The 25,017-nt window shown below is 62.2% G+C and carries 22 protein-coding genes and 3 tRNA genes; 7 read left to right on the top strand and 18 right to left on the bottom strand.

Annotated elements, in window-relative coordinates; genetic code table 11:
* Positions 1–7: 7 nt before the first annotated feature.
* From CXR25_RS00130 to CXR25_RS00120, 3 genes are read right to left on the bottom strand one after another with little or no spacing between them, the layout of a single operon-like run.
* On the bottom strand, positions 8–784 hold the full coding sequence (locus CXR25_RS00130; protein ID WP_069599118.1) for a pyrimidine reductase family protein: 777 nt from the start codon (positions 782–784) through the stop codon (positions 8–10).
* Between the two features lie 30 nt (positions 785–814).
* Complete coding sequence (locus CXR25_RS00125; protein WP_009884820.1) at positions 815–1,615, bottom strand: family 1 encapsulin nanocompartment shell protein; 801 nt, start codon at positions 1,613–1,615, stop codon at positions 815–817.
* Positions 1,612–2,715 carry a Dyp-type peroxidase gene (locus tag CXR25_RS00120; RefSeq protein ID WP_069601202.1) on the bottom strand — a complete coding sequence of 368 codons (1,104 nt, stop codon included), beginning with the start codon at positions 2,713–2,715 and terminating at the stop codon, positions 1,612–1,614. Before CXR25_RS00120 ends, CXR25_RS00125 begins: the two co-directional genes overlap by 4 nt.
* 248 nt (positions 2,716–2,963) lie before the next feature.
* Between CXR25_RS00120 and CXR25_RS00115 the strand changes: the two genes are divergently transcribed.
* Positions 2,964–3,338: a DUF488 domain-containing protein gene (locus CXR25_RS00115; protein WP_009884818.1), complete on the top strand. Its 375-nt coding sequence runs from the start codon at positions 2,964–2,966 to the stop codon at positions 3,336–3,338.
* 17 nt (positions 3,339–3,355) lie between these two features.
* A complete protein-coding gene (locus tag CXR25_RS00110; RefSeq protein ID WP_009884817.1) occupies positions 3,356–3,874 on the top strand; it encodes a DinB family protein in 519 nt (172 codons plus the stop codon).
* A 21-nt stretch (positions 3,875–3,895) separates the two neighbouring features.
* Here the strand turns inward: CXR25_RS00110 and CXR25_RS00105 are convergent, their stop codons facing one another.
* Positions 3,896–4,105 (bottom strand): DUF5808 domain-containing protein, encoded by a 210-nt coding sequence (locus CXR25_RS00105; RefSeq protein WP_009884816.1) that lies wholly within the window; start codon positions 4,103–4,105, stop codon positions 3,896–3,898.
* Positions 4,106–4,230: 125 nt separating this feature from the next.
* Here CXR25_RS00105 and CXR25_RS00100 point away from each other — a divergent pair, with 125 nt between their 5' ends.
* The 3 genes from CXR25_RS00100 to CXR25_RS00090 all read left to right on the top strand — a co-directional run bounded on the left by CXR25_RS00100 (position 4,231) and on the right by CXR25_RS00090 (position 6,654).
* Entirely contained in the window at positions 4,231–4,587 is a 357-nt protein-coding gene (locus CXR25_RS00100; protein ID WP_101598034.1) for a VOC family protein, read from the top strand.
* A gap of 76 nt (positions 4,588–4,663) precedes the next feature.
* Entirely contained in the window at positions 4,664–5,338 is a 675-nt protein-coding gene (locus CXR25_RS00095) for a TetR/AcrR family transcriptional regulator (RefSeq protein ID WP_101598035.1), read from the top strand.
* Positions 5,335–6,654 (top strand): Cmx/CmrA family chloramphenicol efflux MFS transporter, encoded by a 1,320-nt coding sequence (locus CXR25_RS00090; RefSeq protein WP_009884813.1) that lies wholly within the window; start codon positions 5,335–5,337, stop codon positions 6,652–6,654. Before CXR25_RS00095 ends, CXR25_RS00090 begins: the two co-directional genes overlap by 4 nt.
* 109 nt (positions 6,655–6,763) lie before the next feature.
* On the opposite strand, the gene CXR25_RS00080 is transcribed toward CXR25_RS00090, so the two are convergent.
* Positions 6,764–7,363: a dihydrofolate reductase family protein gene (locus CXR25_RS00080; RefSeq protein WP_096161508.1), complete on the bottom strand. Its 600-nt coding sequence runs from the start codon at positions 7,361–7,363 to the stop codon at positions 6,764–6,766.
* A 9-nt stretch (positions 7,364–7,372) separates the two neighbouring features.
* Entirely contained in the window at positions 7,373–7,867 is a 495-nt protein-coding gene (locus CXR25_RS00075) for a winged helix-turn-helix transcriptional regulator (RefSeq protein WP_125240259.1), read from the bottom strand.
* A 77-nt stretch (positions 7,868–7,944) separates the two neighbouring features.
* Between CXR25_RS00075 and CXR25_RS00070 the strand changes: the two genes are divergently transcribed.
* Together CXR25_RS00070 and CXR25_RS00065 are read left to right on the top strand one after the other, a co-directional pair.
* Positions 7,945–9,291 (top strand): MFS transporter, encoded by a 1,347-nt coding sequence (locus tag CXR25_RS00070; RefSeq protein ID WP_096146183.1) that lies wholly within the window; start codon positions 7,945–7,947, stop codon positions 9,289–9,291.
* A 118-nt stretch (positions 9,292–9,409) separates the two neighbouring features.
* Positions 9,410–10,783 (top strand): aldehyde dehydrogenase family protein, encoded by a 1,374-nt coding sequence (locus tag CXR25_RS00065; protein ID WP_096168430.1) that lies wholly within the window; start codon positions 9,410–9,412, stop codon positions 10,781–10,783.
* Positions 10,784–10,885: 102 nt separating this feature from the next.
* Here CXR25_RS00065 and CXR25_RS00060 read toward each other — a convergent pair.
* The 12 genes from CXR25_RS00060 to dnaA all read right to left on the bottom strand — a co-directional run bounded on the left by CXR25_RS00060 (position 10,886) and on the right by dnaA (position 25,004).
* Positions 10,886–10,958 (bottom strand) — tRNA-Ala (locus CXR25_RS00060).
* A 201-nt stretch (positions 10,959–11,159) separates the two neighbouring features.
* A complete protein-coding gene (locus tag CXR25_RS00055) occupies positions 11,160–11,942 on the bottom strand; it encodes a potassium channel family protein (protein WP_205676734.1) in 783 nt (260 codons plus the stop codon).
* 80 nt (positions 11,943–12,022) lie between these two features.
* Positions 12,023–13,459 carry an MDR family MFS transporter gene (locus CXR25_RS00050; protein ID WP_096161575.1) on the bottom strand — a complete coding sequence of 479 codons (1,437 nt, stop codon included), beginning with the start codon at positions 13,457–13,459 and terminating at the stop codon, positions 12,023–12,025.
* Between the two features lie 312 nt (positions 13,460–13,771).
* Positions 13,772–13,847, bottom strand: a tRNA-Ala gene (locus CXR25_RS00045).
* A gap of 151 nt (positions 13,848–13,998) precedes the next feature.
* Positions 13,999–14,072 (bottom strand) — tRNA-Ile (locus CXR25_RS00040).
* A gap of 217 nt (positions 14,073–14,289) precedes the next feature.
* Positions 14,290–15,144 carry a DUF3566 domain-containing protein gene (locus CXR25_RS18830; RefSeq protein WP_233430336.1) on the bottom strand — a complete coding sequence of 285 codons (855 nt, stop codon included), beginning with the start codon at positions 15,142–15,144 and terminating at the stop codon, positions 14,290–14,292.
* Positions 15,141–17,699, bottom strand: a complete 2,559-nt coding sequence (gene gyrA, locus CXR25_RS00030) for a DNA gyrase subunit A (protein WP_125240258.1) — start codon at positions 17,697–17,699, stop codon at positions 15,141–15,143. The genes CXR25_RS18830 and gyrA overlap by 4 nt, the downstream gene beginning before the upstream one ends.
* A 109-nt stretch (positions 17,700–17,808) precedes the next feature.
* The gene (gene gyrB / locus CXR25_RS00025; RefSeq protein ID WP_009882738.1) at positions 17,809–19,806 is read right to left on the bottom strand and encodes a DNA topoisomerase (ATP-hydrolyzing) subunit B; all 1,998 of its coding nucleotides are present in this window, start codon (positions 19,804–19,806) and stop codon (positions 17,809–17,811) included.
* 248 nt (positions 19,807–20,054) lie between these two features.
* Positions 20,055–20,567: a DciA family protein gene (locus CXR25_RS00020; protein ID WP_009882739.1), complete on the bottom strand. Its 513-nt coding sequence runs from the start codon at positions 20,565–20,567 to the stop codon at positions 20,055–20,057.
* Positions 20,564–21,688 carry a DNA replication/repair protein RecF gene (gene recF, locus CXR25_RS00015; RefSeq protein WP_009882740.1) on the bottom strand — a complete coding sequence of 375 codons (1,125 nt, stop codon included), beginning with the start codon at positions 21,686–21,688 and terminating at the stop codon, positions 20,564–20,566. Before recF ends, CXR25_RS00020 begins: the two co-directional genes overlap by 4 nt.
* On the bottom strand, positions 21,689–22,828 hold the full coding sequence (dnaN, locus tag CXR25_RS00010) for a DNA polymerase III subunit beta (RefSeq protein ID WP_181871734.1): 1,140 nt from the start codon (positions 22,826–22,828) through the stop codon (positions 21,689–21,691). It abuts the gene before it with no gap.
* A 541-nt stretch (positions 22,829–23,369) separates the two neighbouring features.
* A complete protein-coding gene (dnaA, locus tag CXR25_RS00005) occupies positions 23,370–25,004 on the bottom strand; it encodes a chromosomal replication initiator protein DnaA (protein WP_096146178.1) in 1,635 nt (544 codons plus the stop codon).
* Positions 25,005–25,017 lie beyond the last annotated feature (13 nt).

The following is a 25,017-nucleotide window of genomic DNA, read 5'->3' as shown; positions in this document are numbered from 1 at the left end:
CGGCGAGTCAGCCTGTGCGGCGGTAGAGCAGGTAGAGATAGCCGTCGTCGGTGCCGTAAAGGGACGCCAGGGAAAGGTCGGCTGGCGGGTCGAACCGCGCACCGTGGAGAATGCTGGTTCCATCCCCTGCCACCAGCATGGGGCTCCTCGTCAGGCTGAGTTCGTCGACGTCCCCGGTTCTCAGCAGATCGGTGAACAGGCGGGGTCCGCCTTCGCAGACGATGCGCGTCAGCCCGCGAGAGACGAGCTCAGCGATCGCCGCGCTCAGGTTCACGGTCGAGCGCCCGGCCACGACCACCTCGGCGACCTCAGCTGCCTGCGCACGGGCTTGCGCGGGAGCATCGGCACACGTGATGACGATTGTTCGTGCATCGTCGGGAGCCTCGGTGAACAGCGGGGACGAGAAGTCGAAGTCCAGGCTGTGTGAGACCACAGCCATGGGCGCAGTCGGGGTTCGCCCCTGACGCAGGTGACGCCACTGCCGATCGTCTTCGGCCGGGCCGTAGTCCTCGATCCGAGCCGTGCCCGCGCCCACGAGGATGACGTCGGCCAGCGCGCGATTGAGCGCGAAGAGCGACTTGTCCGTGTCATTGCCCAGTCCACCAGCGTGACCGGCGATGGTGGCAGCGCCATCGACCGAAGCCACGAACACGGCGCGCACCCAGTGTTCGACACCCTCCGGGAAGGCGAAGGCCTCAGGCAGCGTGACCGTCTCCAGCGGCGCGGGCACGAGCCTGTTCACACTCGGAGCGCCGGGCGGGGCGTCACTCGGAGCGCCGTTCATCGACCGTCCTTGTTGCCGCTGAGGATGAGGTCAGCGGTGCAGGGGAACACTGGATTCGTCCGTCAGGGCGAGGAATCCGAAGGTCTCCTGCAGGTAGAGCTCGACGCTGTCGCCGTTGTGGCTGTGATAGCCGATCGAGAGGTCCTGGCCGAGGTGCAGTTCGTAGTCTCCGCCGCGCACTGAAACGAGAAGCGCGCCCTCGAGAGCCGGGGCCCAGATGATCTCTCCGTCGCCGAGCAGGCGGGACAGATGATCGCGGACCGGGTAGCCGTGGTCGGTCGATTCGGAGACCTTCGTGTACTCCTCGGAGGACAGCAGCAGACTGTAGGGGCCGTCGACTCCGGCCTTGCGCAGACCGCTGAGCGCTTGGGCCACGGAGTCGGCGAAGTCCTCGACGGCATCAGGGATCGCCACTGGGGTATTCGAGCTGCCGGGCACGATTCCGCCGATGCCGGCCGAGTCGAGGCCGTGGAGGATCGCGCTGTCCTCGGCCATCGCGATCGTGGTGGCGGCATCCTTGACCGGCTGCCAGTCCGAATCGCCGGACCCGCGTTCGACATCGTCGATGGCCTGCCGGGTGACCGTGAACGGCACTCGCAGCTCGATGAATTCCTGCGAGATGCGCTGCTTGATCGAGATGTCGCCGCCCGTGCTTCCGAGCGTGCGGATGTGACCAGTGCCCACGGATGAGGTCTCGAAGCCCGTGGGGCCTTCGACGTCGACGATGCGGCGGCCGGCGATGTTGCGTTTGAAGGTGCGGCGGGCTTCCTCTTCGATCTCGGCCCAGGCGGAGTCCGTGACTGGGGCGAGATCGCGATAGAGATTATTCACTGTCTACTCCTTTTGAGACTGCCTATTCCGAGGCTGCCGTCGGATGTATCCCGAGCGGCTTCTTCGGCTGTCTGATCTGCGGGTTCGGTGGAATCCTCGGCGAGGACCTCGGCGCGACCAGTGTCGTCGTCCGTGGCTGCATCCTCGTCCTCGCCCGGATCCTCGAGGAAGTCCTGGGTTGGGACGTAGAACAGATTGCCGGTCTCCGCGGTCGAGAAGTCGAGGATGCGGTCATAGGTCCCGGGAGGATCTCCGATGAACATGTTCTCCAACATCTGCTCGGTCACCGAGGGATCGCCGGCGTAGCCGATGAAGTACGTTCCGTATTCGCCGGACTCGACGGAACCGAAGACCATGTTGTCGCGGACGATCTTATGTTCGGTGCCGTCCTCATCCTCGATGGTGTTGAGGATGAGATGGGAGTTCGCGGCCTTGTCATCGTCGTCGAACTCCATGTCGGAGAGCTTGTGGCGACCGAATGCCGCCTCTTGGTCCTCGACGCTCAGCGATTCCCAGTCCTTCATCTCGTGCGTGTACTTCTGCACGATGACGTAGCTGCCGCCTTCGCAGTCGGGGTCCTCGGGACCGACGTAGGCCGAGTCGATGGCCTCCTGATCTTCGGGATTCTCGGTCCCGTCGACGAATCCCAAGATGTCGCGTTCGTCGAAGTAGCGGAATCCGTGCACTTCGTCGACGACGTCGACAGACGAGCCGATTTCTCCGATGATGAGCCGCGCGAGTTCGAAGCACAGGTCGATGCGTCGCGCGCGGATGTGGAAGAGGATGTCACCCGGGGTCGAAGGTGCCGTGTGGGTGTCACCGCGCTGTTCGATGAAGGGGTGGAGCTGAGCGGGCCGCGGTATCGAGTACATGCGGTCCCACAGCAAGGCGCCGATGCCCGTGACACAGCTCAGGTGGTCTTCGCGGGAGCGGAATCCGACGGTGCGCACGAGTCCGCTGACATCGCCGAGGAAGTCCTTGACCTCAGCTTCCGCGCCCGGGTGGACGGTGACGACGAGGAAGATCGCCGAGGGGGCAGGCGGACCCAGGACGTGCTGCGGAGTCCTCCCGTTCGGAAGTGCCACGTTCTGTACCGTCACGCCATCATCTCCTCGTTCGCACGAATGATCATCGAGGTGCACTGCATCATCGCAATGGTGCTTGGCTGGTCAGTATACACCCCCTCTGACAACGGCCGGCAACCGTCTGACAACGGGAAATATCCGTTTTCGACAACCGCGGAAGTTGTCCTTGCCGTTCACTTCGTCTGTCCTACACTGGGGTCAGAACGACGGTAATGGGACCAGACGACGGAACTGGGACACCGACGACAGCATGGAGGTCGAGCATGACGCAGAAGCATCAGGTTCAGGTTCGGCGGGCCTATGACGACCCGGCTCAGAACGACGGCACTCGGATCCTCGTCGACCGCATCTGGCCGCGCGGAGTGAGCAAGGACAAGGCCGAGCTCGACGACTGGCTCAAAGAGCTCGCTCCCTCCAGCGACCTGCGCAAGTGGTACTCCCACGACCCCGACAAGTTCGAGGAGTTCTCGCGGCGCTACCGTGACGAGCTCAAAGACGATGACCATGCCGAGGCGTTCAAGCAGCTCAAGGAGTACGCGAAGAAGGGCAAACTGACCCTCATCACGGCCTCGAAGCGCGACGACATCAGCGACGCGACGGTGCTCAAACACGTGCTCGACGGCAAGAATTCGAACTGAGGGAACAAGGGCGGAACATGAACGAGATCGAACCGGACACACGCGATTGGGCGGATGTGCTCGAGGCCGGATGCCCCGAATGCGGGTTCACCGGAAACGAGGACGTCACGAGCGTCCCCGACTTCGCGACAGCCTCGGCGGAAACGTGGAACGAGGTGTTGACCAGGCCGAATGCGCGCGAGCGCACCCAACCGGACCGTTGGTCTGACGTCGAGTACGCCGCTCATGTGCGTGACATCCTCGACCTTTTCCGCGAGCGCACGCACCTGATCATCACGCAGGAGTCCCCGACCCTGCCGAACTTCGACGGTGATGCTGTCGCCATCGAATCCGACTACCGGAACCAGGACCCCGCCGAGGTGGCCGTGGAACTGAGAGCTGCAGCCCTGGCTTACGCTGCCGGCCTGTCGCAGGTCTCCGGGGATCAGTGGGATCGGGTCGGCTACCGCGCCGACGGGCGCGAATTCACGGTCACTTCACTGACCCGATACGGACTGCACGAACTCAAGCATCATCTCCACGACGTCGGCGCGTGAACGCCTGAGCACCTCGGCACTTCAGAAGACGACGCCCCAGACGATGATCGCGATGACGGCGAGGACGAATACGAGGGTCCAGGGGCTGCCGTAGTTGAATCCCCAGCCGATCCCGACGCGCTTCGGCACGAGGAACGCTGGGTCTTTGGGACAGAAGTAGAGGACTCCGAGCTTCCAGTTCGCATCGTCATCGCGAAGTCTCTGCTTCTCTTCCGGGCTGATCGAGCTCATGGACGACTCTCCTCCTCGAGTGTGGTGCGTGAGCATGGTTCCTTGCCGTAACGCTACACCTGCAGTACCCCGTTCGGCACCTGGGCCCGGTTCACAAGTGCTCGCGCGAAAACTATCGTTGACTCATGGCACTGGAATGGGAGCAGACCGTCGTAGATGCCCACGACCCGCAGGTCCTCGGCCGCTGGTGGGCCGAGGCACTCGATTGGGTCGTCGTGGGCAATGATCCGGAAGAATTCGAGATCCGCGAGACCAAGGACAGACTTCCGGGCATCCTCTTCGGACGCGACGATGAGACGAAGTCCGTGAAGAACCGACTCCACTTCGACTTCCGACCGAATGATCGCGACGCCGAGGTGGAGCGACTGCTTCGTCTCGGCGCCGTCCGCGTCGACGTCGGCCAGACCGGTGAGGAGCCCTGGGTGGTCCTCGCCGACCCGGAGGGCAACGAGTTCTGCGTCCTCTCACCCCACGACCCGTGATCTGGCGCCACCCATGATCTGATCAGTCCTCAGCCTATATTGGACAGCAGTGTCCAAAATAACCTACTCTCGTTCCATGGGCAGGAAGAAGAGCTTCGACGAGCAGGCGGTGATCAACGCCGCGATCGCCGTCTTCAGCGAGCACGGCTATACCGGCACCGACGTCGGCCTCGTCTGCGAACGCGCTGACATCGGCCGTTCCAGCTTCTACAACACCTTCGAGAGCCTCGATGCCCTGTTCCTACGGGCACTGCGCGAATACACCGCGTCTGGAATCCCGCTCCGGGAGGAACTGAGGACAGGGACAGCACCGGCACCAGCACTCATCATGCACCGCCTCGGCGGGGAACTGGCCAAACAGTGTGAGGACGATCAGCGCATCGGATGCCTGTCTGCCAACACCGCTGCCGAACTCGGACGTGAGGTCGACGCGGTGTGCACGATCCTCGATCCCGATCGTCAGGCCTGGCTGGAGACGTACCGCATCGTCGTGGAACGCGGCCAGGTCGAGGGCCACATTCGCTCCGAGCTCGATGCGGAGGTGCATGCGGAGCTCATCCACAGTGTGCTCGCCGGGCTGAGAGTCGCCGCTCGAGTCATGCCCGCCGAAAACGTCCAGGCGCAGGCGACCGCGTTCATCGCAGGGCTGTGCACTCCTGCGGGGCTCACAGCACTTCACGACCACACGGCAGCCTCTACCGGCATCGACTCACCCGGACTTCCCGTCTCAACCGAAAGCAGCCCCCAGTGACGACTTCGACTCACGCGAGAGTCCGTGTCCCGGCCCAGGTCTACCTTCTGGCAGCGGTGATCTTCTGCCTGGGCACCAGCGAGTTCATGATCGCCGGGATCCTCGAACCCATCAGCGCTGACCTGCAGGTCAGCATCCCCCAGGCTGGTCTCCTAATCACCGGGTTCGCCGTGGGAATGATCGTCGGGGCACCGGCGATGGCGCTGCTGACCCTCAAGCTGCCGCGGAAGGCGACGATGATCATCTCGATCGTGGCCTTCTCCGCACTGCACATTGTGGCCGCTCTGTCGCCGAACTATTCGATCCTCATGGTCACCCGTGTCCTGGCGGCCATCGCCTGCGGCGGGTTCTGGGCCGTCGCCGCCGTCCACACGACCCGCATCGCCCCCGCCGAGGTGCATGGTCGTGCCCTGGCCAGCCTCGTCGGCGGTCTGACCGTTGCAAACCTCATCGGTGTGCCCGTGGGCACGTGGGTGGGCACCCAGTTCGGTTGGCGGGCGACCTTCTGGGCCGTCGCGATCGTCACCGCTCTCGCCGCCGTCCTCATTGCGCTCACAGTTCGCAGCGCGACCGGGGAGCGCAGCGGGTCGAGCCAGCATCTGCCCACCCTTTTCAAGGCCGAGATCCAAGCGTTCAAGGGCCCGCGGATCTGGTTGGCTCTGGCCACGACTGCACTCTTCCAGGCTTCGGTCTTCGCAGCCTTCTCCTACTTCTCGCCCCTGCTCACCCAGGTGGCCGGAATCTCCCACGACCTTGTGCCGGGAGTCCTGGCCGCCTTCGGCATCGGCGCATTCATCGGCGTCGTCGTGGGCGGGCGATTCGCCGATCGCAATATCTTCGGCAATATCGTCGGCAGCCTCATTGCCCTGGCGATCAGCCTCTTCGCCTTGTGGCTCGTGGCCGAAAACGGCTGGGCGGCGATCGTGATGATCGTGCTCGTCGGCGCCAGCGGGTTCTCCATCGCCGGGGCGCTCAATGCCCGCGTCTTCCAGATCGCCACCCAGGCACCGACCCTGGCAGCCAGTGTGAACACCTCGGCGTTCAACGTCGGCAATGCCATCGGACCGGCGTTGGGCGCGGCGGTCATCGCACTCGGGTGGGGATTCACGGCACCGGTCGTCGTCGCCATCGTGTTGGCAGTGGCAGCACTCGGGGTCGCCGCGATCGCGATCAGGGGCGAGCGGAGGTTTGCAGCCGACAACGTCGCTTCGGCCTCGCTCGACTCGGTGTCGCTCGACTCGGCCCTGCTCGACACGAAACCCTCGGGCGATGACACGAAGCATTCAGCTATCGACGCCTCCCGCTGCGCCGATTAGCAATGACCGCTGCCACCGTCAGTCGGCAGGCGGCTGCCACAGCTCGATTCGGTTGCCCTCGGGGTCATGGACCCATCCGAAGATTCCGACACCCTCCATCTCCTGGGTCTCAGCCGTCCCCGGCCCGTTCGAAGCGCAGCAGGGTCATTCCACCGGGGTAGCTTGTGGCCTCGGCCCGAGACCAGATCTCCCTGTCGAATCCTGCGTCGTGACCCCAGAGCGGAATTCCCGAGCCCAGGGTCACGGGCCCGAGTTTGATGATCAGTTCGTCGATCTCCGGTCGCAGGCTCGCCGCGAGTGTGCCTCCACCGACAAGCCAGATGCCCTTGCCCGGTTCGCCCTTGAGCTGCCTGATCCGCTCGATCGGATCGCCGCTGACGATTTCGACGTCCGAATCGGATGGAGACTCCAGAGTCGTTGAGACCACGAGGTGGCGCAGATGAGGGTAGGCGTTCGGCAATCCAGCGGCCAGTCCGATTTCGAAGGAACGACGTCCCTCGACCACGGTGTCGAAGTGATGCCCAGGGTCGGTGACGCCCAGCGCCTGCCGGGCGGGGCCGGGCAGAGTCTCGGGGTACTCGGTGCGGATGAAGTCGAGGTAGTCATCGGTCATGGGCCACCAGGAACTCGGATCGCTCCCATCGGGTCCTGCGATGAAGCCGTCGAGGGAGGAGGCCACGAAATAGCTCAGTCTTCGTTGATCGGGCATCTTCGCAGTCTAAACCAGCGAACCCGCCGGCCCCAGGGTGACGCGAACGTTCTTCCACGGCTTCACCCAGGTCATCGCCTCGGCCACGAGCGTCTGACCACACGAGCTGCACACTTCACCGTGCGTGGTCTCCTCGCCGCAGACTTCGTGGATCATCGCCATATGTCCGCCTGCAGCGGGCATCTCCGTGTGCTTCTCTCCCCAGAGCGCAAGCTGCTGGAGGATCGGCAGAAGATCGGCCGCGGCCTCGGTGCCAGCGTATTTCTGGCGGGTGCGTGCACCGTCCTGATAGTCGACCCGCTCGAGCAGACCGGCCTCGACCATCGCATGCAGACGCCGGCTGAGCACCGCTTCGGAGATCTGCAGTCCCTCACGCAGCGCCTCAAAGCAACCGCGTCCATGGAGGACGTCACGGACGATGAGCAGCACCCAGGGGTCACCGAGCACATCGAGCGATCTCCCGATGGGGCACAGCGCCTCGGACCAGTCTGATCTCAACGGCATGAGCCCTTTCCTTTCTTCAGCGAAGTCTGTCTATACTTCTTCAAGCATAACTTCTTTCAAGAAAGTGTGAGGGATCGATGTCGACCACTCCTCGAGGCACCACCGGACCACAGGGGTCGAAGCGCCGCCGCATTCACCCTGCCTGGTGGGTAGCGGCCGTCGCCTTCCTTGCCCTGCTCGCCGCAGCAGGCTTCCGGGCAGCACCTGGCGCACTCATGATCCCGCTCCACAATGACTTCGGCTGGTCGATGAGTGTCATGTCATTGGCAGTCAGCGTCAACCTCATCCTCTACGGACTCACGGCCCCGTTCGCCGCTGCGCTCATGGATCGCTTCGGAGTTCGCCAGATCGTCGCCCTCGCGCTCTTCCTCGTCGCCGCCGGCGCCGGTGGCAGCGTCATCATGACCGCTTCGTGGCAGCTGCTCGTCTTCTGGGGCGTGCTGATCGGGCTGGGCACGGGGTCAATGGCCATGGTCTTCGCCGCAACCATTGCCAATCGCTGGTTCATCCGCCGGCGCGGACTGGTCATGGGGATGCTCACCGCCGGGTCGGCCACCGGTCAGCTCATCTTCCTGCCCCCGGTCGCCGCAATCGCCGAGTCCACCGGGTGGCGACCCGCTTCGCTGCTCATCGCCGCCGCGGCTCTCGTGGCCGTGCCGATCGTATGGTTCGTCCTGCGCGATCACCCTGAGGACCGCGGAGTCCTGCCCTACGGTGCCGATCCCGAGACCTATGTACCAGAGGAGAAGCCGACGGGCGGAGCCGCCAAGCGCGCGTTTGCGGGGCTGGCTTTCGCGGTGCGACACCGTTCCTTCTGGGCTCTGGCGATCGCGTTCGCCATCTGCGGGGCAACGACCAACGGGCTCATCGGCATCCACTTCATCCCGTCCGCCCATGACCACGGAATGCCGTCGACAACAGCGGCGGGCCTGCTCGCCGTCGTCGGTGTCTTCGACATCGTCGGCACCGTATTCTCGGGCTGGCTTACCGACAAGTTCGACCCGCGCATCCTTCTCCTCACGTACTACACGTTCCGCGGCGTCGGGCTTCTGCTTCTGCCCTGGCTGCTCTCGGACATCGTGCACCCGTCCATGGTGCTCTTCATCGTCATCTACGGCCTCGACTGGGTCGCCACCGTTCCGCCCACCTCGGCGCTGTGTCGTGAGGTATTCGGCGAGCAGGGGACGATCGTCTTCGGCTGGGTCTTCGCGGCCCACCAGCTCGGTGCTGCGGCCGCGGCCTTCGGTGCGGGCGTCATCCGCGACGTCTTCGGCGAGTACACCTACGCCTGGTGGGGCGGTGCCGCGATGTGCGCGGTCGCTGCCGCGCTGTCGTTTGCCGTGAAACGCAGCAGGCAGTGCTCTTCCCGGACCACCATCATCGCCGAGGCGGCCCCCAGTTCCGCTTCTCGCGCTGAGAACTGAGGCCCGAGATTCGGGTCAGAGGTGGGCAAGGTGTGAGACCGACTTGCCCCAGCGGAATGCGCACGTCATTCTTCTTGTTGACCCTGTATCGCCGTTTCCTATGCTCGAGAGGACGTTCATGAGCAAGTTCGCAGTGACAAATGCCAATACCGGTGAGATCGAGGAGGAGTTCGCCTCCGTTCCCAAGGAAGAGATTCCCGGTTACATCGATCGCGCCCACGAAGCCCACCTGTCGTGGAAAGAGACTCCGCTGCATGAGCGCGCGACGATCCTGCGGAAGTTCGCTGACCTCGTCGATGCCAATGCCGACGAGATGACCGACATCATCGGCCGTGAGATGGGCAAGATCAAGAAGCAGGGACTCGGCGAGGTCGACAAGGTCGCCCGCACAGCCCGCTGGATGGCCGACAACGCCGCCACCCACCTGGCACCCACACATCTGGCTGCCGCAGGTGCGGCCAGCAGCTTCGTGCGCCACCAGCCGCTTGGCGTGCTGCTGGGAATCATGCCGTGGAACTTCCCCTACAACCAGATCGCTCGCTTCGTGCTGCCCAACCTCATGGTCGGCAACTCGATCATCATGAAGCAGGCCTCCATCTGCCCGAAGTCCTCACAGTACTTCGAAGATCTCCTCACCGAGGCGGGGCTGCCCAAGGGTGTGTACCAGAACATCTACCTCGACAGCTCCCACGCCGAGGAGGTCCTCAAGGACTTCCGCGTCAAGGGCTTCTCGCTCACCGGGTCCGAGGGTGCCGGTGCCTCAGTGGCCGCCATCGCCGCCAAGTACTACAAGCGTGCCGTCCTCGAACTCGGCGGCAATGACCCCGCCGTCGTCCTCGACTCGAAGGACGTGCCGGCACTGGCCCAGAAGCTCGTCGGACTGCGCCTGGCGAACGCCGGTCAGGTCTGCACCTCACCGAAGCGCATGATCGTCGTCGATGATCTCTACGACGAGTTCCTCGCCGAGGCCGTCAAGGCCGCCGAGGCGACGAAGGTCTCGACCTTCGATGACCCGGATGTCGGCATGGGACCGGTCTCCTCCGAGGGCGCCCTCGATGAGGTTGTCGCCATGATCGACAAGGCAGTATCCGATGGTGCCACTTTGCACACTGGCGGCAAGAAGCTCGACCGTCCAGGTTGGTTCATGTCGCCTGCAGTGATCTCCGACATCGACCCGAAGTCGGACCTCGGCTGCAATGAGCTCTTCGGACCCGCAGTCATGATCTACCGAGCCAAGGACGAAGAGGATGCACTGCGTCTGGCCAATGACACCGAATACGGTCTCATGAGCTCGGTGTGGACCGATGACCTCGAAAAGGGAGAGGAATTCGGTGCCAAGATCAACGCCGGAATGACTCTCATCAACGGACACATGGAATCGGGACCGGAGTACCCGTTCGGCGGCATCAACCGCTCGGGCTACGGCCGCGAGAACGCCCAGTGGGCTTTCCAGGCGTTCACCAACGAACACCTCATCCGCGTCCACGCCTGAATCTAGTCGGGCACAGAGCACAGACAAAGATCCCGCCGACAGCGTCCATATCGCTGTCGGCGGGATCTTCTTTTACGAGTGCTGTCTCAATAGCTTCTCGAGTGGAGGTAAGGGGACTCGAACCCCTAACCCCCTGCTTGCAAAGCAGGTGCGCTACCAATTGCGCCATACCCCCGGAGTACAGGCCGATATTACCCGCTTGAACGGTGCGTGCGAAATCGGCTGTGGTCCACAAGCAACGGCAACGACCTGCGAAGACCCCTCCAGGCCCATCTACACGCGCTTGGCACCCCGACCTCGGGGCCGGTGTCGGCAATCTTCGTAAACCCCTCGTTTTCAGACAATCACCCGTGGCCCGAGCAATCACCGAAGATTCTTACGCAGGGTCGCTATATGTCGAGTCCTCGAATCGATCACCGGTGTGCCTCAGCGATTCCGATCCTGTCTGCGCCTGCCCGCCGATGGTTTCGACCTGGAGTGTCAGTGCCGCGATCGACTCCTCGAGGGCATGGATGTGGGCGACGGTGGCTGATTGGTTCTCCTCCGCATCCGTCGATACCTTCTCGACGATCCAGGAGGCCAGCGTGCCGGTGACGACGCCGAGCAGAGCAATCCCACCCAGCATGAGGCACACAGCGAGCATCCGGCCCAACCCGCTCATCGGCGCCATGTCCCCGTAGCCGACGGTGGTCACGGTGACGAAGGCCCACCAGATCGCATCGGGGAAGGAATTGATCGCCGATTCGGTTCCGCGTTCGGCGTCGAGGACGGCGAGTGCAGCGGCGTAGACGAGCAGTGCTGACGCCGAAGCGGTGTAGATGAGGATCTTCCCGCGCACAGCGGTGCCGACGGTGCGGTTGAGGATGTGCAGGACCGTGATGGCCCGCAGGACTCGCAGGGGCCGCAGCAACGGCAGGGCGATGACTGCGAGATCGAAGAGATGGTGACGAAACCAGGCCCAGCGATCCTCGGCGAGCCAGAGGTTGACCACGTAGTCGATGACGAAGACGAGCCACGTGATGATGACCAAGGCCATAGCGAGTTGGGCATATGTGCCGGTGGGCGCTCCGATCACCTGCCAGCTGTAGGCACCGAGGAAGGTGAGCGCGGCGACCACGAGTGGCCATTCCATGATGTGCTGCCAGCGTTTCGAATTCACGCCGATGACTCTAGTTCAGGTCGTTGCCACAGCGCCACACGTGCAGATGGGCAGGAACCTTGGGTCAACTCATCCTCAGATTATGTGGCAGGTGTCTCCGGAACCAGGGGGACCTCCTCGGCGGGGGCGTCTTCCTGATCTTCGGGCTTCTTGATGAAGAACGACAGCACCACGGGCACCAGGGCGATGACTGCGGCCAACAGGAACGCATTGTGCGCTCCCGGCGAACCTGACTCCGCGACGGAGCGTCCTGCCGCCTCACCCGAGTGCAGGGCAGAGGAGTAGATGGAGATGAGAAGCGCGGTTCCGGCAGCTCCTGCCACCTGCTGCATGGTGTTCAGCGCCGCAGATCCGTGTGAGTACAGTTTCCGGTCCAGTGACCCCAGTGAGGCGGAGAACAGGGGTGTGAACGACCCGGCCAGCCCCAGTGACATGACCGTCTGGATGACGACGAGGACCCACGTGGGTGTGCCCACGCCGACCATGGAGTAGGCGAACATCGATGCAGCGATCATGACCGATCCTGGGACCAACAGTGTCCGTGGGCCCCGCGCATCGTAGATGCGGCCCATCACGGGAGCAAGAACGCCCATCAGGATGGATCCGGGCAGGAGGACTAGACCCGACTGGGTGGCGTTGAGCCCGGCGACGTTCTGCAGGTACAGCGGAAGCAGGGAGAAGGTACCGAACATGGCCAGCGAGACGACGGCCATGATGACGACTGCGATGACATAGTTCTTCGCGGAGAAGACGCGCAGGTCCAGCAGCGCCCGATCTTCCTTCTGCAGGATCAGCTGTCGCCAGGCGAACAGCCCCAGGAAGACGAGTCCCGCAGCGATCGCAGTCCAGGCGGAGCCGGTGGTGGAGCCGCCTGCCTGGCCCCCACCGAACTGGCTGAGACCGAAGACGATGCCGCCGAAGGCGAGGACAGAGAGCACGACTGAGACGATGTCGATCGGAGCATGGGTGCTCTCACCCAGGTTGGTCATCCACTTGGCGCCGAAGCCGAGAGCGATGAGCGCGATCGGGAGGACGATGGCGAACAGCCAACGCCATCCCAGGGAGTCGAGCACGATGCCCGACATCGTCGGACCGATTGCGGGAGCGAGCGAGATGACAAGGCCGACCCGACCCATCATCCGACCGCGCGAGTGGGCAGGGACGACATTCATGATCGTTGTCATCAGCAGGGGCATCATGATGCCGGTGCCCGCAGCCTGGACGACGCGTCCGACGAGTAGGACGGTGAAGCCCGGAGCCACGAGACAGATCAGGGTGCCAGCGGAGAACAGAATCATTGCCGCCAGGAAGATCTGACGGGTGGTGAAGCGCTGCAGGAGGAAACCGGTGGTGGGAATCACGACGGCCATGGTGAGCATGAACGCGCTGGTCAACCACTGACCGAGTTCCGGAGGGATACCGAGGGCAACGTTGAGCTCTGGGATCGCGATGGCCATCGTCGTTTCGTTGAGGATCGCAACGAAGGCAGCCACCAGAAGCAGCCAGATCACCCGCATCCCGGCAGGATCGATGGCGTCAGCCTGCGCGTCGTTGGTACGGGAGGGCGAAGTGTCGCTGGACAAAGAGGAACTCCGATCGAGTGATGTGATCAAGGGCCGAACTGGCTTCTGCAGCCATCTGCCCCGGAAGGCGAGTGCGAGTTCGGAAACTGCGAACGACATTCGCGGATGTAGCAGGCAACAATGATGAGGGCGGACTTATTCCGAACAGAGAGCGAAAAGAGACCGGAAGTGGAGAGAGTGCGGGGCACGAGGGAAGTTCTTCACAACGAAGGCTCCGGACCGATTCGGTCCGGAGCCTTCGTCATCTGGTGGAGGTAAGGGGACTCGAACCCCTAACCCCCTGCTTGCAAAGCAGGTGCGCTACCAATTGCGCCATACCCCCAAACGGGATTCACCTTCACACCGAGTCGGTGTGTTCGGACCATTCGGCTTGGGCACTGAGATTACCGTGCCGCCACCGGAAGAAAACTCCGAGTCCCACAAGCGTGAGACCACTGAGAATCCACTTCTTCATGATCCTCCTCGAAAGGATGTGGGCCTACCTGGACTTGAACCAGGGACCTCTTCGTTATCAGCGAAGCGCTCTAACCGCCTGAGCTATAGGCCCTTTTCAGGGGGTGAACCCGAAGTAAAACGATACCCAACGGGTCATTCCAACACAAATCGGCTGACAGTGACTCGCCTCACATGACCCCATAATACTCTGCGATCCTCCCCGGAACCGCCCGACGGCGGCTCGGAATTCCCAGACTGGGATTCCGAGCCGCCGCCAGGTTCTGGGAGCAGGTAGGAGCACATAGCACCGAAAGAGGCTGCCGCAGGTCTCAGTCGTCGGTCAGTGTCAGATGGAATCCACCCGCGATGAGGGATCCGATGTTGTAGATGAACGCACCGAGAGTGGACAGGGCGGTCATCAGGACGATGTTGATGACTGCGATGATGAAGCCGGCGGCCACAACTCGTCCGAAACCGAATATCCCGACGATCTTCTCGGCCGATTCCGCGCCGGCAACTTCGGAGATCGTCGTTTCCAGACCGCTCATGACGCCCGTGGCCTGGAGGACGACCCAGAGCACGACGAATGCCACGATGGTGGCGATGCCGATGGCCACAGACATGAGGAACGACATCTTCATGACCGACCATGGGTCCACCGCTGACACGGTGAGGCGAACCGTTCGCGGGCCCTTCTTCTTTTTATTGCCCTTGCCGCTGTCGACCATGTTCTTGACGCCCATTTTCACGCTGCCGGAGCTGGCGCGAATGGTGTTGGACGCTGATCCCATCGCCGAGGTGGCCGGACCACTTCCGGACGCTGAGTTCTGCGAACCGGTTGCCTGACTCGAAGGCGTCGAGCCACCGGTGGAGGTCCCGGCAGAGGGCTGCCGGCCGGAGGCCGAACCGGCTGAGGACTGACCGGCCGAGGGAGCCTTGCTGGGCTTCGGCGAGGCCTTGGGCGTAGGGGGAGCAACGACTCGGTTCCTATCGGGTGCAGTACCCGATTCACCCGAGCTTGCCGATCTATTCGAGCCCGCCGATTCGCCGGAGCCGCCCGGGTCATCGGAGCCGGAAGAATGATCAGCCTTCTCCCCGTCCTTCGACGATCCTGCTGTCAAGCGGGTGGAGCCACTGGACGTGCGTATGATCTTGCCTGAGCCTGGCTGTTTGTTCTCGCTCACTCTTCCACATCCTCGCTGCCGGTCTGAGGCTCTACGTCCTCACCTTCCGGTTCCTCAGCTTCTTCGTCAAGTTCTTCGACCACGGTCTCGGGTCCACGCGTTACAGCGATAATACGATCATTCTTGCCCGGTTTCGCGAACACCACACCCATGGTGTTGCGTCCCTTTGCCGGAACTTCATCGATATTCGACCGTACGATCTTACCGCGTTCCATGACGACGAGGACTTCTTCTCCCTCATCGACGATCAGTCCGCCCACCAAGTCTCCGCGCTGCTCCGTGATCTTGGCAACCCGGATTCCCAGGCCACCACGGCCCTGCAGACGGTATTCATCGACCGGAGTCCGCTTGGCATAGCCACCCTCTGTCACAACGAAGACGAAGGTGTCTGGCTGGATGACATCCATGGTCAGCAGCTCGTCATCACCCTTGAACTTCATTCCGGTCACGCCGCCGGTGACGCGGCCCAGGGGACGAATCGAATCATCGTCGGCTGCGAACCGGATCGACATTCCCTTGCGGGAGATCATGAGGAGGTGATCCTCGGAGCTCACAATCCGTGCCGAGACCAGTTCATCCGGCTGACCCTTGTACTCACGGAGGTTGATCGCGATGACGCCGCCCGTGCGATTCGAGTCGTATTCGCTCAGACGGGTCTTCTTCACGACACCGGACTGCGTGGCCAGGATGAGGAACTCTGCTTCCTCGTAGTCGCGGATGGAGAGTACCTTGGCGATCATCTCGCCCGGCTGCAGGGCAAGCAGGTTCGCCACGTGCTGGCCCTTGGCATCCCGTGAACCCTCGGGGAGCTCATAGGCCTTTGCGCGGTACACACGACCGGTGTTGGTGAAGAACAGCAGCCAGTTGTGTGTCGAGGTGACGAAGAACTGTTCGACGACGTCGTCGCCGCGTAGGTTTGCGCCCTTGATTCCCTTGCCACCGCGGTGCTGAGCGCGATACAGGTGGTTCTGCGTGCGCTTGGCATAGCCGCCGCGGGTGATGGTGACGACGACCTCTTCCTCCGGAATGAGGTCTTCCATCGATACATCGCCGTCGAATCCGGCCATGATCTTGGTCCGACGATCATCGCCGTAGCGTTCGACGATCTCGTCGAGTTCTTCCGACACGATCTCACGCTGCCGGGCGGGGGTTGCGAGGATGTATTTGAACTCGGCGATCTGCTGCTCGATCTTCTCGGCCTCTTCCTGGATCTTCAGGCGTTCCAGGGCGGCCAGACGACGCAGCTGCAGGTCGAGAATGGCATTGGCCTGAATCTCATCGACCTCGAGGAGGTCCATCAGTCCGGACCGAGCCTCATCGGACGAGGGAGAACGCCGGATCAGTGCGATGACCTCGTCGAGGGCGTCGAGTGCCTTGAGGTAGCCACGCAGGATGTGCGCACGTTCCTCGGCCTTGCGCAGACGGAACTCGGTGCGACGCACGATGACTTCGACCTGGTGCTTGACCCACAGACGGAGGAAGGAGTCCAGGCTGAGAGTGCGCGGCACGCTGTCGACGATCGCCAGCATGTTCGCGGAGAAGTTCTCCTGCAGCGAGGTGTGCTTGTAGAGGTTGTTGAGGACGACCTTGGCCACCGCATCGCGCTTGAGCACGATGACCAGACGCTGTCCGGTTCGTCCCGAGGACTCGTCGCGGAGATCCGCGATGCCTGCGACCTTGCCGTCCTTGACGTAGGAGGCGATCTTCGCAGCCAGGGTGTCGGGGTTGACCATGTAGGGCAGCTGAGTCACGACCAGGCAGGTGCGTCCCTGGATCTCTTCGACCTCGACGACGGCACGCTGTGTGATCGACCCGCGACCGGTGCGGTAGGTGTCTTCGATGCCCTTGCGACCCAGGATGGTTGCACCCATCGGGAAGTCCGGGCCCTTGACGATGCCGAGCAGTGCTTCGAGAGCCTCTTCCTTGCTGGCCTCGGGGTGAGACAGCAGCCACTGCGCTCCGGCGGCAACCTCACGGAGGTTGTGCGGTGGGATGTTGGTCGCCATACCGACAGCGATGCCGGACGAACCGTTGACCAGCAGGTTCGGGAACCGTGACGGCAGAACCGTCGGTTCCTGGTTACGGCCGTCGTAGTTGTCCTGAAAATCGACGGTGCCCTCTTCGATGTCCCTGACCATCTCGAGAGCCAGGGGAGCCATCTTGCACTCGGTATAACGTGGCGCAGCCGCACCATCGTCACCTGGAGAGCCGAAGTTTCCCTGTCCCGCGACCAACGGATAGCGCATGGTCCACGGCTGCACGAGTCGGACCATGGCATCGTAGATCGCCGAGTCACCGTGCGGGTGGTACTGGCCCATGACATCGCCGACGACGCGTGAGCACTTGGAGAAGTTGCGGTCCGGACGGTAACCGCCGTCGAACATCGCGTACAGCACGCGCCGGTGAACTGGTTTGAGTCCGTCACGGACGTCAGGCAGAGCACGTCCGACGATCACGCTCATCGCATAATCGAGGTACGACCTCTGCATCTCGAGATTGAGATCAACCTGTTCGACACGGTTGATTTCGGTTCCGATATCGTTTTCGTCAGCCAATGTGGGCTCTTCCCTTGTGTCTTAACCCGCGCATGAGGGCGGTGCTTGAGTTCATGAAAGTCTGTGTGACCGTCGGTTCCCGGCACAGGCCGGGAACCGACGGTGAGAATCAGATATCGAGGAAGCGAACGTCTTTCGCGTTCTCCTGGATGAAGCGTCGACGCGAGTCAACGTCATCACCCATGAGGACTGTGAAGATCTCATCCGCGACGATCCCGTCGTCGAGCGACACCTGCTTGAGCAGCCGGTGGTCGGGATCCATCGTTGTCTCCCACAGCTCCGAGTAGTTCATCTCGCCCAGACCCTTATAGCGCTGAATCGCCATGTCCTTGGGCAGGCGTTTGCCCGCCGCTTTACCGGCTTCCAGCAATCCGTCGCTTTCCTTCTCGGTGTAGGCGAACTCATGAGGAGCATTCGACCATTTGATCCGATACAGAGGAGGAGTCGCCAGATACACGTAACCGTGCTCGATGAGCGGCTTCATGTAGCGGAAGATCAGAGTCAGCAGCAGCGTCGTGATGTGCTGGCCGTCGACATCCGCGTCGGCCATGAGCACGATCTTGTGATAGCGGAGCTTCTCGAGGTCGAACTCTTCGCCGATACCGGTACCGAAGGCGGTGATCATGGCTTGGACTTCGTTGTTGCCCAGAGCTCGGTCGAGGCGGGCCTTCTCCACGTTGAGGATCTTGCCGCGCAGCGGCAGAATCGCCTGTGTGTTCGGGTTGCGGCCCTGAGTCGCCGAGCCGCCGGCCGAGTCACCCTCGACGATGAAGACTTCGGAGATCGTGGGGTCCTTGGACTGGCAGTCCTTGAGCTTGCCGGGCATGCCCGAAGACTCAAGCAGTCCCTTGCGTCGAGTGGCTTCCCGGGCTTTGCGTGCAGCCAATCTCGCCTGGGATGCCTGGAGTCCCTTGCGGACGACGTCCTTGGCCTGAGCCGGGTTGGATTCCATCCAGTGTCCGAGTTCATCGCGGACAACGCGCTGGACGAAGCCCTTGACCTCGGAGTTGCCCAGTTTCGTCTTGGTCTGACCTTCGAACTGCGGATCGCCGAGCTTGACGGAGATGACCGCGGTCAGTCCTTCACGGATGTCATCACCCGTGAGGTTCGCGTCCTTCTCCCGCAGGAGTTTCTGCTCACGAGCGTAGTTGTTGATCAGCGAGGTCAGCGCAGTGCGGAAGCCCTCTTCGTGGGTGCCGCCCTCATGGGTGTTGATGACGTTGGCATAGGTATGGACCGATTCGCTGTAGGACGTCGTCCACTGCATGGCGATTTCGAGCGACAGCGTCTCTTCGGCTTCCTCGGCCTCGAAGACGATGACGTCAGGGTGGACGAGATCGGCCTTCTTCGTCGAATTCAGGTACTGCACGTAGTCGAGCAGACCATGTTCGTAGTGGTAGGTAGCCTCACGCGGTTTGGCGTCTGTCTCTTCGTCTTCGTCGATCTGAACATTGTCGTCATCCACCTGGACGTGGCGTTCGTCCGTGAGGCTGATCTTCATGCCCTTGTTGAGGAACGCCATCTGCTGGAAGCGGGCGCGCAGGTACTCGTACGAGAAGTCGGTGGTCTCGAAGATCGTCGAGTCGGGCCAGAAGGTCACCATCGTGCCGGTCTCTGAGGTTTCAGCACCACGGGTGAGCTCACCGGTGGGGACGCCTTTCTCGAAGTTCATGTTCCAGAAGTAGCCGTCACGGCGGACTTCGACCTCAAGACGCTCGGAGAGCGCGTTGACCACTGTCGAACCCACACCGTGGAGACCGCCGGCCACGGCGTAGCCGCCTCCGCCGAACTTACCGCCGGCGTGCAGAATCGTCAGGATCACTTCGACGGTGGGTTTGCCCTCGGTGGGGTGCATCGCCACTGGCATTCCGCGCCCGTCATCGACGACTCTCACGCCACCATCGGCGAGGATCGTCACCTCGATGTGGGAGCAGTATCCGGCCATCGCCTCATCGACGGAGTTGTCGACGATTTCCTGCACCAGGTGGTGGAGACCGCGTTCCGAGGTCGAACCGATATACATGCCAGGTCGTTTGCGAACTGCTTCGAGACCCTCGAGTACCGTAATATCCCCGGCATCGTAATGGGGCAGATCCTCGGTCGTCATATGACTCCTTGTAAGGGTGGGCGCTATCAGCTTCCTATTCTACCGCGCCATGACCGGAAATGCCCGTAAGCGGCCCTTTAAGGTGCATTTCCGGATTTTCCAAGCCTCAGATGTACCCCCGGGCACGAACGGGACCGGCTATCGCCGTTTAAGGCTCTCTATCGCTTTTCAGATCTCGGCTCTAGCCGAGTCAGAATTTCACTTGCTGAAATCCCTCCGAACACCGTCGTTCGGGTTGGCTCTGAGGCTCAGCCGTAGGTGTCGCGAGGTCCCCGGCCGGATACGCTGCGCCGGCCCTTCTTGAAGCTGCGCCCCCTAGGTCCGCGGATCTCGATCTCCGTGATCGTCTGTGAGCCGAGACCAGCCTCGAGCGCTCTGAGGATCGTCGGCTTAAGCACTCGCAGCTGAGTCGCCCAGGTCGTTGAGTCCGCGGCGATGATCAGCAGAGGAGGGGAGAAGTCGACGGGCTTGCAGTGCATCGCCACCTGTTCTCCCACCAGATCCGGCCACCGGCCCAGCACCTTGCCGATGTCGATCGACGAGGACCAACCTCGGGCGGAGATCAGCTTCCCCAGGGCCGATGAGATCGCTGCCGGATCTCGTCTGTCCTTACCTGCGCCGCTGTAGACGGCTTCACCGCGCAGTCGCGAGCGGCGACGGCTGCGAACGAACTTTGCCTCGGTCGCCTCCATCCGTCGGACCCGGTCGAGAGCCTCAAGTGAGGCCACCGGAGTTGAGGTGTCCTTTTGGATGCCGCTCATGACTGCAGACGCTCCTGCCCGATCCTTCGGCCTTCCAGCCCTTCGGGCAGATCGCCGTCCACGGCCGCGGTGATGAATACCTGTTCGGCCTCGGTGATGCGCGACGCAAGTCGGTTGCGGCGTCCGGTGTCGAGTTCGGCGAAGACATCGTCGAGGACGAGGACAGGCTGTTCGGCAGCAGATCCGGCATCGGAGCTGAGCAGGTCCCATCCGGCTAATTGCATGGCCAAGGCCAGGGACCAGGTTTCTCCATGTGAGGCGTAGCCCTTTGCCGGGTGGTCTCCGATCGTCAGCGCCAGATCGTCACGGCCGGGACCGTGCAGGGTCAGACCGCGTTCGATCTCGGTGGTGCGGCGACGTTCGAGGGCGGCCAACAGCAGCTCGCGGCATTCGGCGGCCGATTCGGCCTGCGAATAGTCGATGCGCGAATCATAGCGAGCCTGGATTCCCTGACGCTCAAGTCGAGCATCGGCGGCGATATAGGCGAAGTTCTTCTGCAGCGGCTCGACGATGTCGGCGAGGATCCGCTGCCTGCCGTAGACCAGCTCCGAGGCAGAGTCGGCGTAGGCCATGTTCCAGATGTCCAAGGTCGCCTCGAGTCCGGGATCACGGTCCTCACGAAGACGTTTGAGCAGAGCGTTGCGCTGCTTGAGCGCGCGTTCGAAGTCCGTGATCACCGAGGAGTAGCGAGGGTTGCGCGAGACGACCAGGGTGTCCATCCACGAACGTCGTTCAGCTGGTTCGCCGCGCACCAGGCTGAGATCCTCCGGTGCGAAGACCACGCAGGACACGAGTCCCAGGATCTCCTTCATCTTCACTGGAGAGCGGTTGACTCGTGCCCGGTTGGCGCCCTTCGACTGAATCGAGACTTCCACAGTGGCGTGACGCTGATCGCGGTTGACGAGAGCAGACACGGTTGCCGTCTGCGCGGACTCGTTGACCAAAGGCGCATCGAAGGCAACTCGATGAGAACGCAGATGGGCCAGATACCCGATGGCTTCGACGATATTGGTCTTGCCGGTTCCGTTGTCGGCCACGAATGTGGTGACTCCGGGCTCGAACTCGAGGTCGAGTTCCGGATAGGACCGGTAGTTACGCAGCGAAAGTCGGGATATCCACATTCAGATACGAGTTGGCATGAGCAAGTATCGATACGATTCGTCGGCCGTCGATTCCAGATCTCTCTGTCCCGAGATGATGACGGGTTTCATCGGCTGAGTGAACGAGAAGTTCACGTACGGGCTCTCGATCGCGGCCAGACCCTCGGCGATGTAGTGCGGGTTGAAGCCCACGGTGATCGGGTCACCCTGCAGCACAGCCTCAACGGCTTCCGATGCCTGGGCATCGTCACCGGTGCCGGCGTGGAGTGTGAGCATTCCGTCGCTGACCTCGAAGCGCAGCGGAGTGTTTCGCTCGGCAACGAGGGAGACACGACGAACTGCCTCACGCAGAACGCCTGTTTCGACGATCGCGTGGATCGGCACAGAATCGGGGAACAGCGACCGCACCTTCGGATATTCGCCTTCGACGAGCAGCGAGGTCGTGACTCGGCCCGCCGAGGTGAAGGAGATGAGATCCTTGCCCGCATCGTTGCTCAGGCCGATCGTGACATCTCCGCCCAAGGACTTCGACACATCGGACAGTGTCCGTCCGCGCAGAAGGGCAACGGCGGAGACGTCTGGGCGACCTGGATTCCAGGTGAACTCACGGACAGCGAGCCGGTAGCGGTCGGTGGCCAGGAGTGTGACCTTCTCGCCCTCGATCTCAACGCGAACACTGGTCAGGATCGGCAGAGTGTCATCTTTCGATGTTGCGATCGTGACCTGGGAGACGGCGTTCTGGAATTCCCCGGCGGAGACCGTTCCCGAAGCGTCGGGAACCTGCGGCAGCGATGGGTATTCGCCGACCGGCATCGTCATCAGCGAGAAGCGAGACGAGCTGCAGGTGACGTCGACCTTCGAATCGATCCGCTCCAGGGTGACTTCCTGATTCGGAAGAGCTTTGGAGATGTCTGCAAGGAGTCGACCGGAGACGAGGACCGTACCGGGCGTGACCACGTCGGCCGCGATCTCCACTCGGGACGAGACTTCGTAGTCGAAGACGGAGAGACGGACCGTGCCACCAGCTTCGGCGGTGATGAGGATGCCGGTGAGAACTGGTGAGGAGGGACGACTGGGGAGGGTCTTGGTAGCCCAAGTCACCGCATCGGCAAGGACATCGCGGTTGACTTTGAACTTCAGGGGAGATGCTTCGGCGTTCACTTTACTCCTTCGGGGTGGCCACCCGACGTACTCAAGACACTGGCTTGACGTTGCTCGGAAAACTTTACACAGCCTATCGGAAATATCAGCGTCCCGGCATTGGGCAGCCAACATCATGAACGTCGACAGACACCGACTCAAGCGAGAACTCAGGGATCTCGTATTCGAGAATCGGCTGTGACAGTGTGTTCGAATAAATGGCAGTGCTCAGAATGGGTCTCGAGCTCTCACTCGAGAGCTCCCCAACCGACCCGATGCAGTCGGTGGCGGTCACCCTCTTATTACTTCCATTCAATGAGTAGAAGTATTAGCACCTGTGGAGTTTGTGGACAACCATCGGTTACGCCCTAGTAATCAAGGCTTGGGCGATCTCCGAGGGTGTGGATCCCCTGTGTACGCTCACACATGCTTCGGTGGGCGCTTGGGTAAGCACATCCATGTAGTTCACAGCCGTCCACTCACTTCGTGGAGTTATCCACCATTCTATCCCCAGGATACGCAGTTTGTCCCCATGGTTATCCACAGATGTGTATACCGCGTTCTATAGGCGATGTTGCTGTTTAATGCGGTTTGTTAACTCGGTGACCTGAGTGTAGACCGCTCGTCGTTCGGCCATCTGAGTTCGAATCTTCTTGTTCGCATGCATCACGGTGGTGTGATCGCGACCGCCGAAGGCCTGGCCGATCTTGGGCAGCGACAGCTCCGTGAGCTCACGGCACAGATACATGGCGATCTGCCTGGCAGTGGTCAGCGTTCGCGACCGGGACGTGCCGCACAGGTCATCGAGGGTGAGGCTGAAGTAGGCAGCGGTCTGTCCCATGATGTCGGCTGCGGTGATGGCTGGGGTGTCGTCTTGGGTGATGAAGTCCTTGAGTACTGTCTCGGCCAGACTCACATCGACCTGCTGATCATTGAGGTTGGCGAAGGCCGTCACGCGAATGAGTGCGCCCTCGAGCTCGCGGATGTTCGATGAGATCCGCGAGGCGATGTATTCGAGGACGTCATTGGGAACGTCGAGCTGCTCGCCGGCGGCCTTGCGACGCAGAATCGCGAAACGGGTCTCCATATCCGGAGGCTGCACGTCAGTGAGGAGACCCCATTCGAAGCGTGAGCGCAGCCGTTCCTCAAAGCCCTTGAGCATCTTCGGCGGCTGGTCCGAGGTGATGACGACCTGTTTGACCTCATTGTGCAGAGCGTTGAAGGTATGGAAGAACTCTTCGACCGTCGCATCCTTGCCCTGCAGGAACTGGATGTCATCGATCATCAGAATGTCGACCTCGCGGTAGCGACGCTGGAACGCGGGACGCAGCGAATTCGAGGTCTTCGACGAACCGATGGTGTTGATGAAGTCGTTGACGAACTCTTCGCTCGAGACGTATTTCACTCGGATCTCAGGAAACAGCTGCGTTGCGTAGTAGCCGATCGCGTGCAAGAGGTGCGTTTTGCCCAGACCCGAATCGCCGTAGATGAACAGTGGGTTGTAGGCCTTGGCCGGTGCCTCGGCCACAGCGAAGGCCGCGGCATGTGCGAAGCGGTTGGAAGCGCCGATGACGAAGGTGTCGAAGGTGTACTTCGGGTTGAGCTGGGCGAGTCCGGGAACCTCGACCGGCGGAGTCGACTGGGCGGCGGTCGCCTCGGCGATCTTCATCTCTCGCGTCGTCCTTTCCACAGGTGCCCCATTGCTGGGTGCCGGCCCGGCGTCTTCGTACCTGGGTGACTGCGGCTGCGGGTGAGGCGCGCGGTTGTAGGGAGAGGGGATCTGCGGCTCGGACGCTGGGGCCTGCGTCGGCGCATAGCTTGGGGACGCCGTGGAATCCATCGCCGAGGTGGATGTCTCCGGATCGATCTCGATCGGTGATCCCGGTGTGGGTTCCCCGATGAGATCTTCGAACCGAATCGGTACATCGAGTTCCGGATCGACGACGAACCCGAAGGTCACCTCGAAGCCAAGAACATGGGAGAACTCCCTGGTCAGCGGACCGAGAAGTCGAGTCTCAATGGTTCTGCGCGTGTGTTCGTCCCGGACAGCGAGAAGGACCAGAGCATTGTCGACGAGAGCCTTGGGCAGCGCGAGCGAGAGGAATCCCCTCTGGTGGGCAGTCAGACTGGGGTCCTGATCCAGGGTCGAGACCACCGTCCGCCATTGGCTGATGAGCTCATTCTTGGAATTCGACACCGTCAATCTTCCT

It is taken from the genome of Brevibacterium aurantiacum, assembly GCF_003932995.1.
Classification (GTDB): Bacteria; Actinomycetota; Actinomycetes; order Actinomycetales; family Brevibacteriaceae; genus Brevibacterium; species Brevibacterium aurantiacum.
The sequence above is the reverse complement of the archived record's forward strand: the minus strand, read 5'-3'. Positions and strand labels throughout refer to the sequence as shown.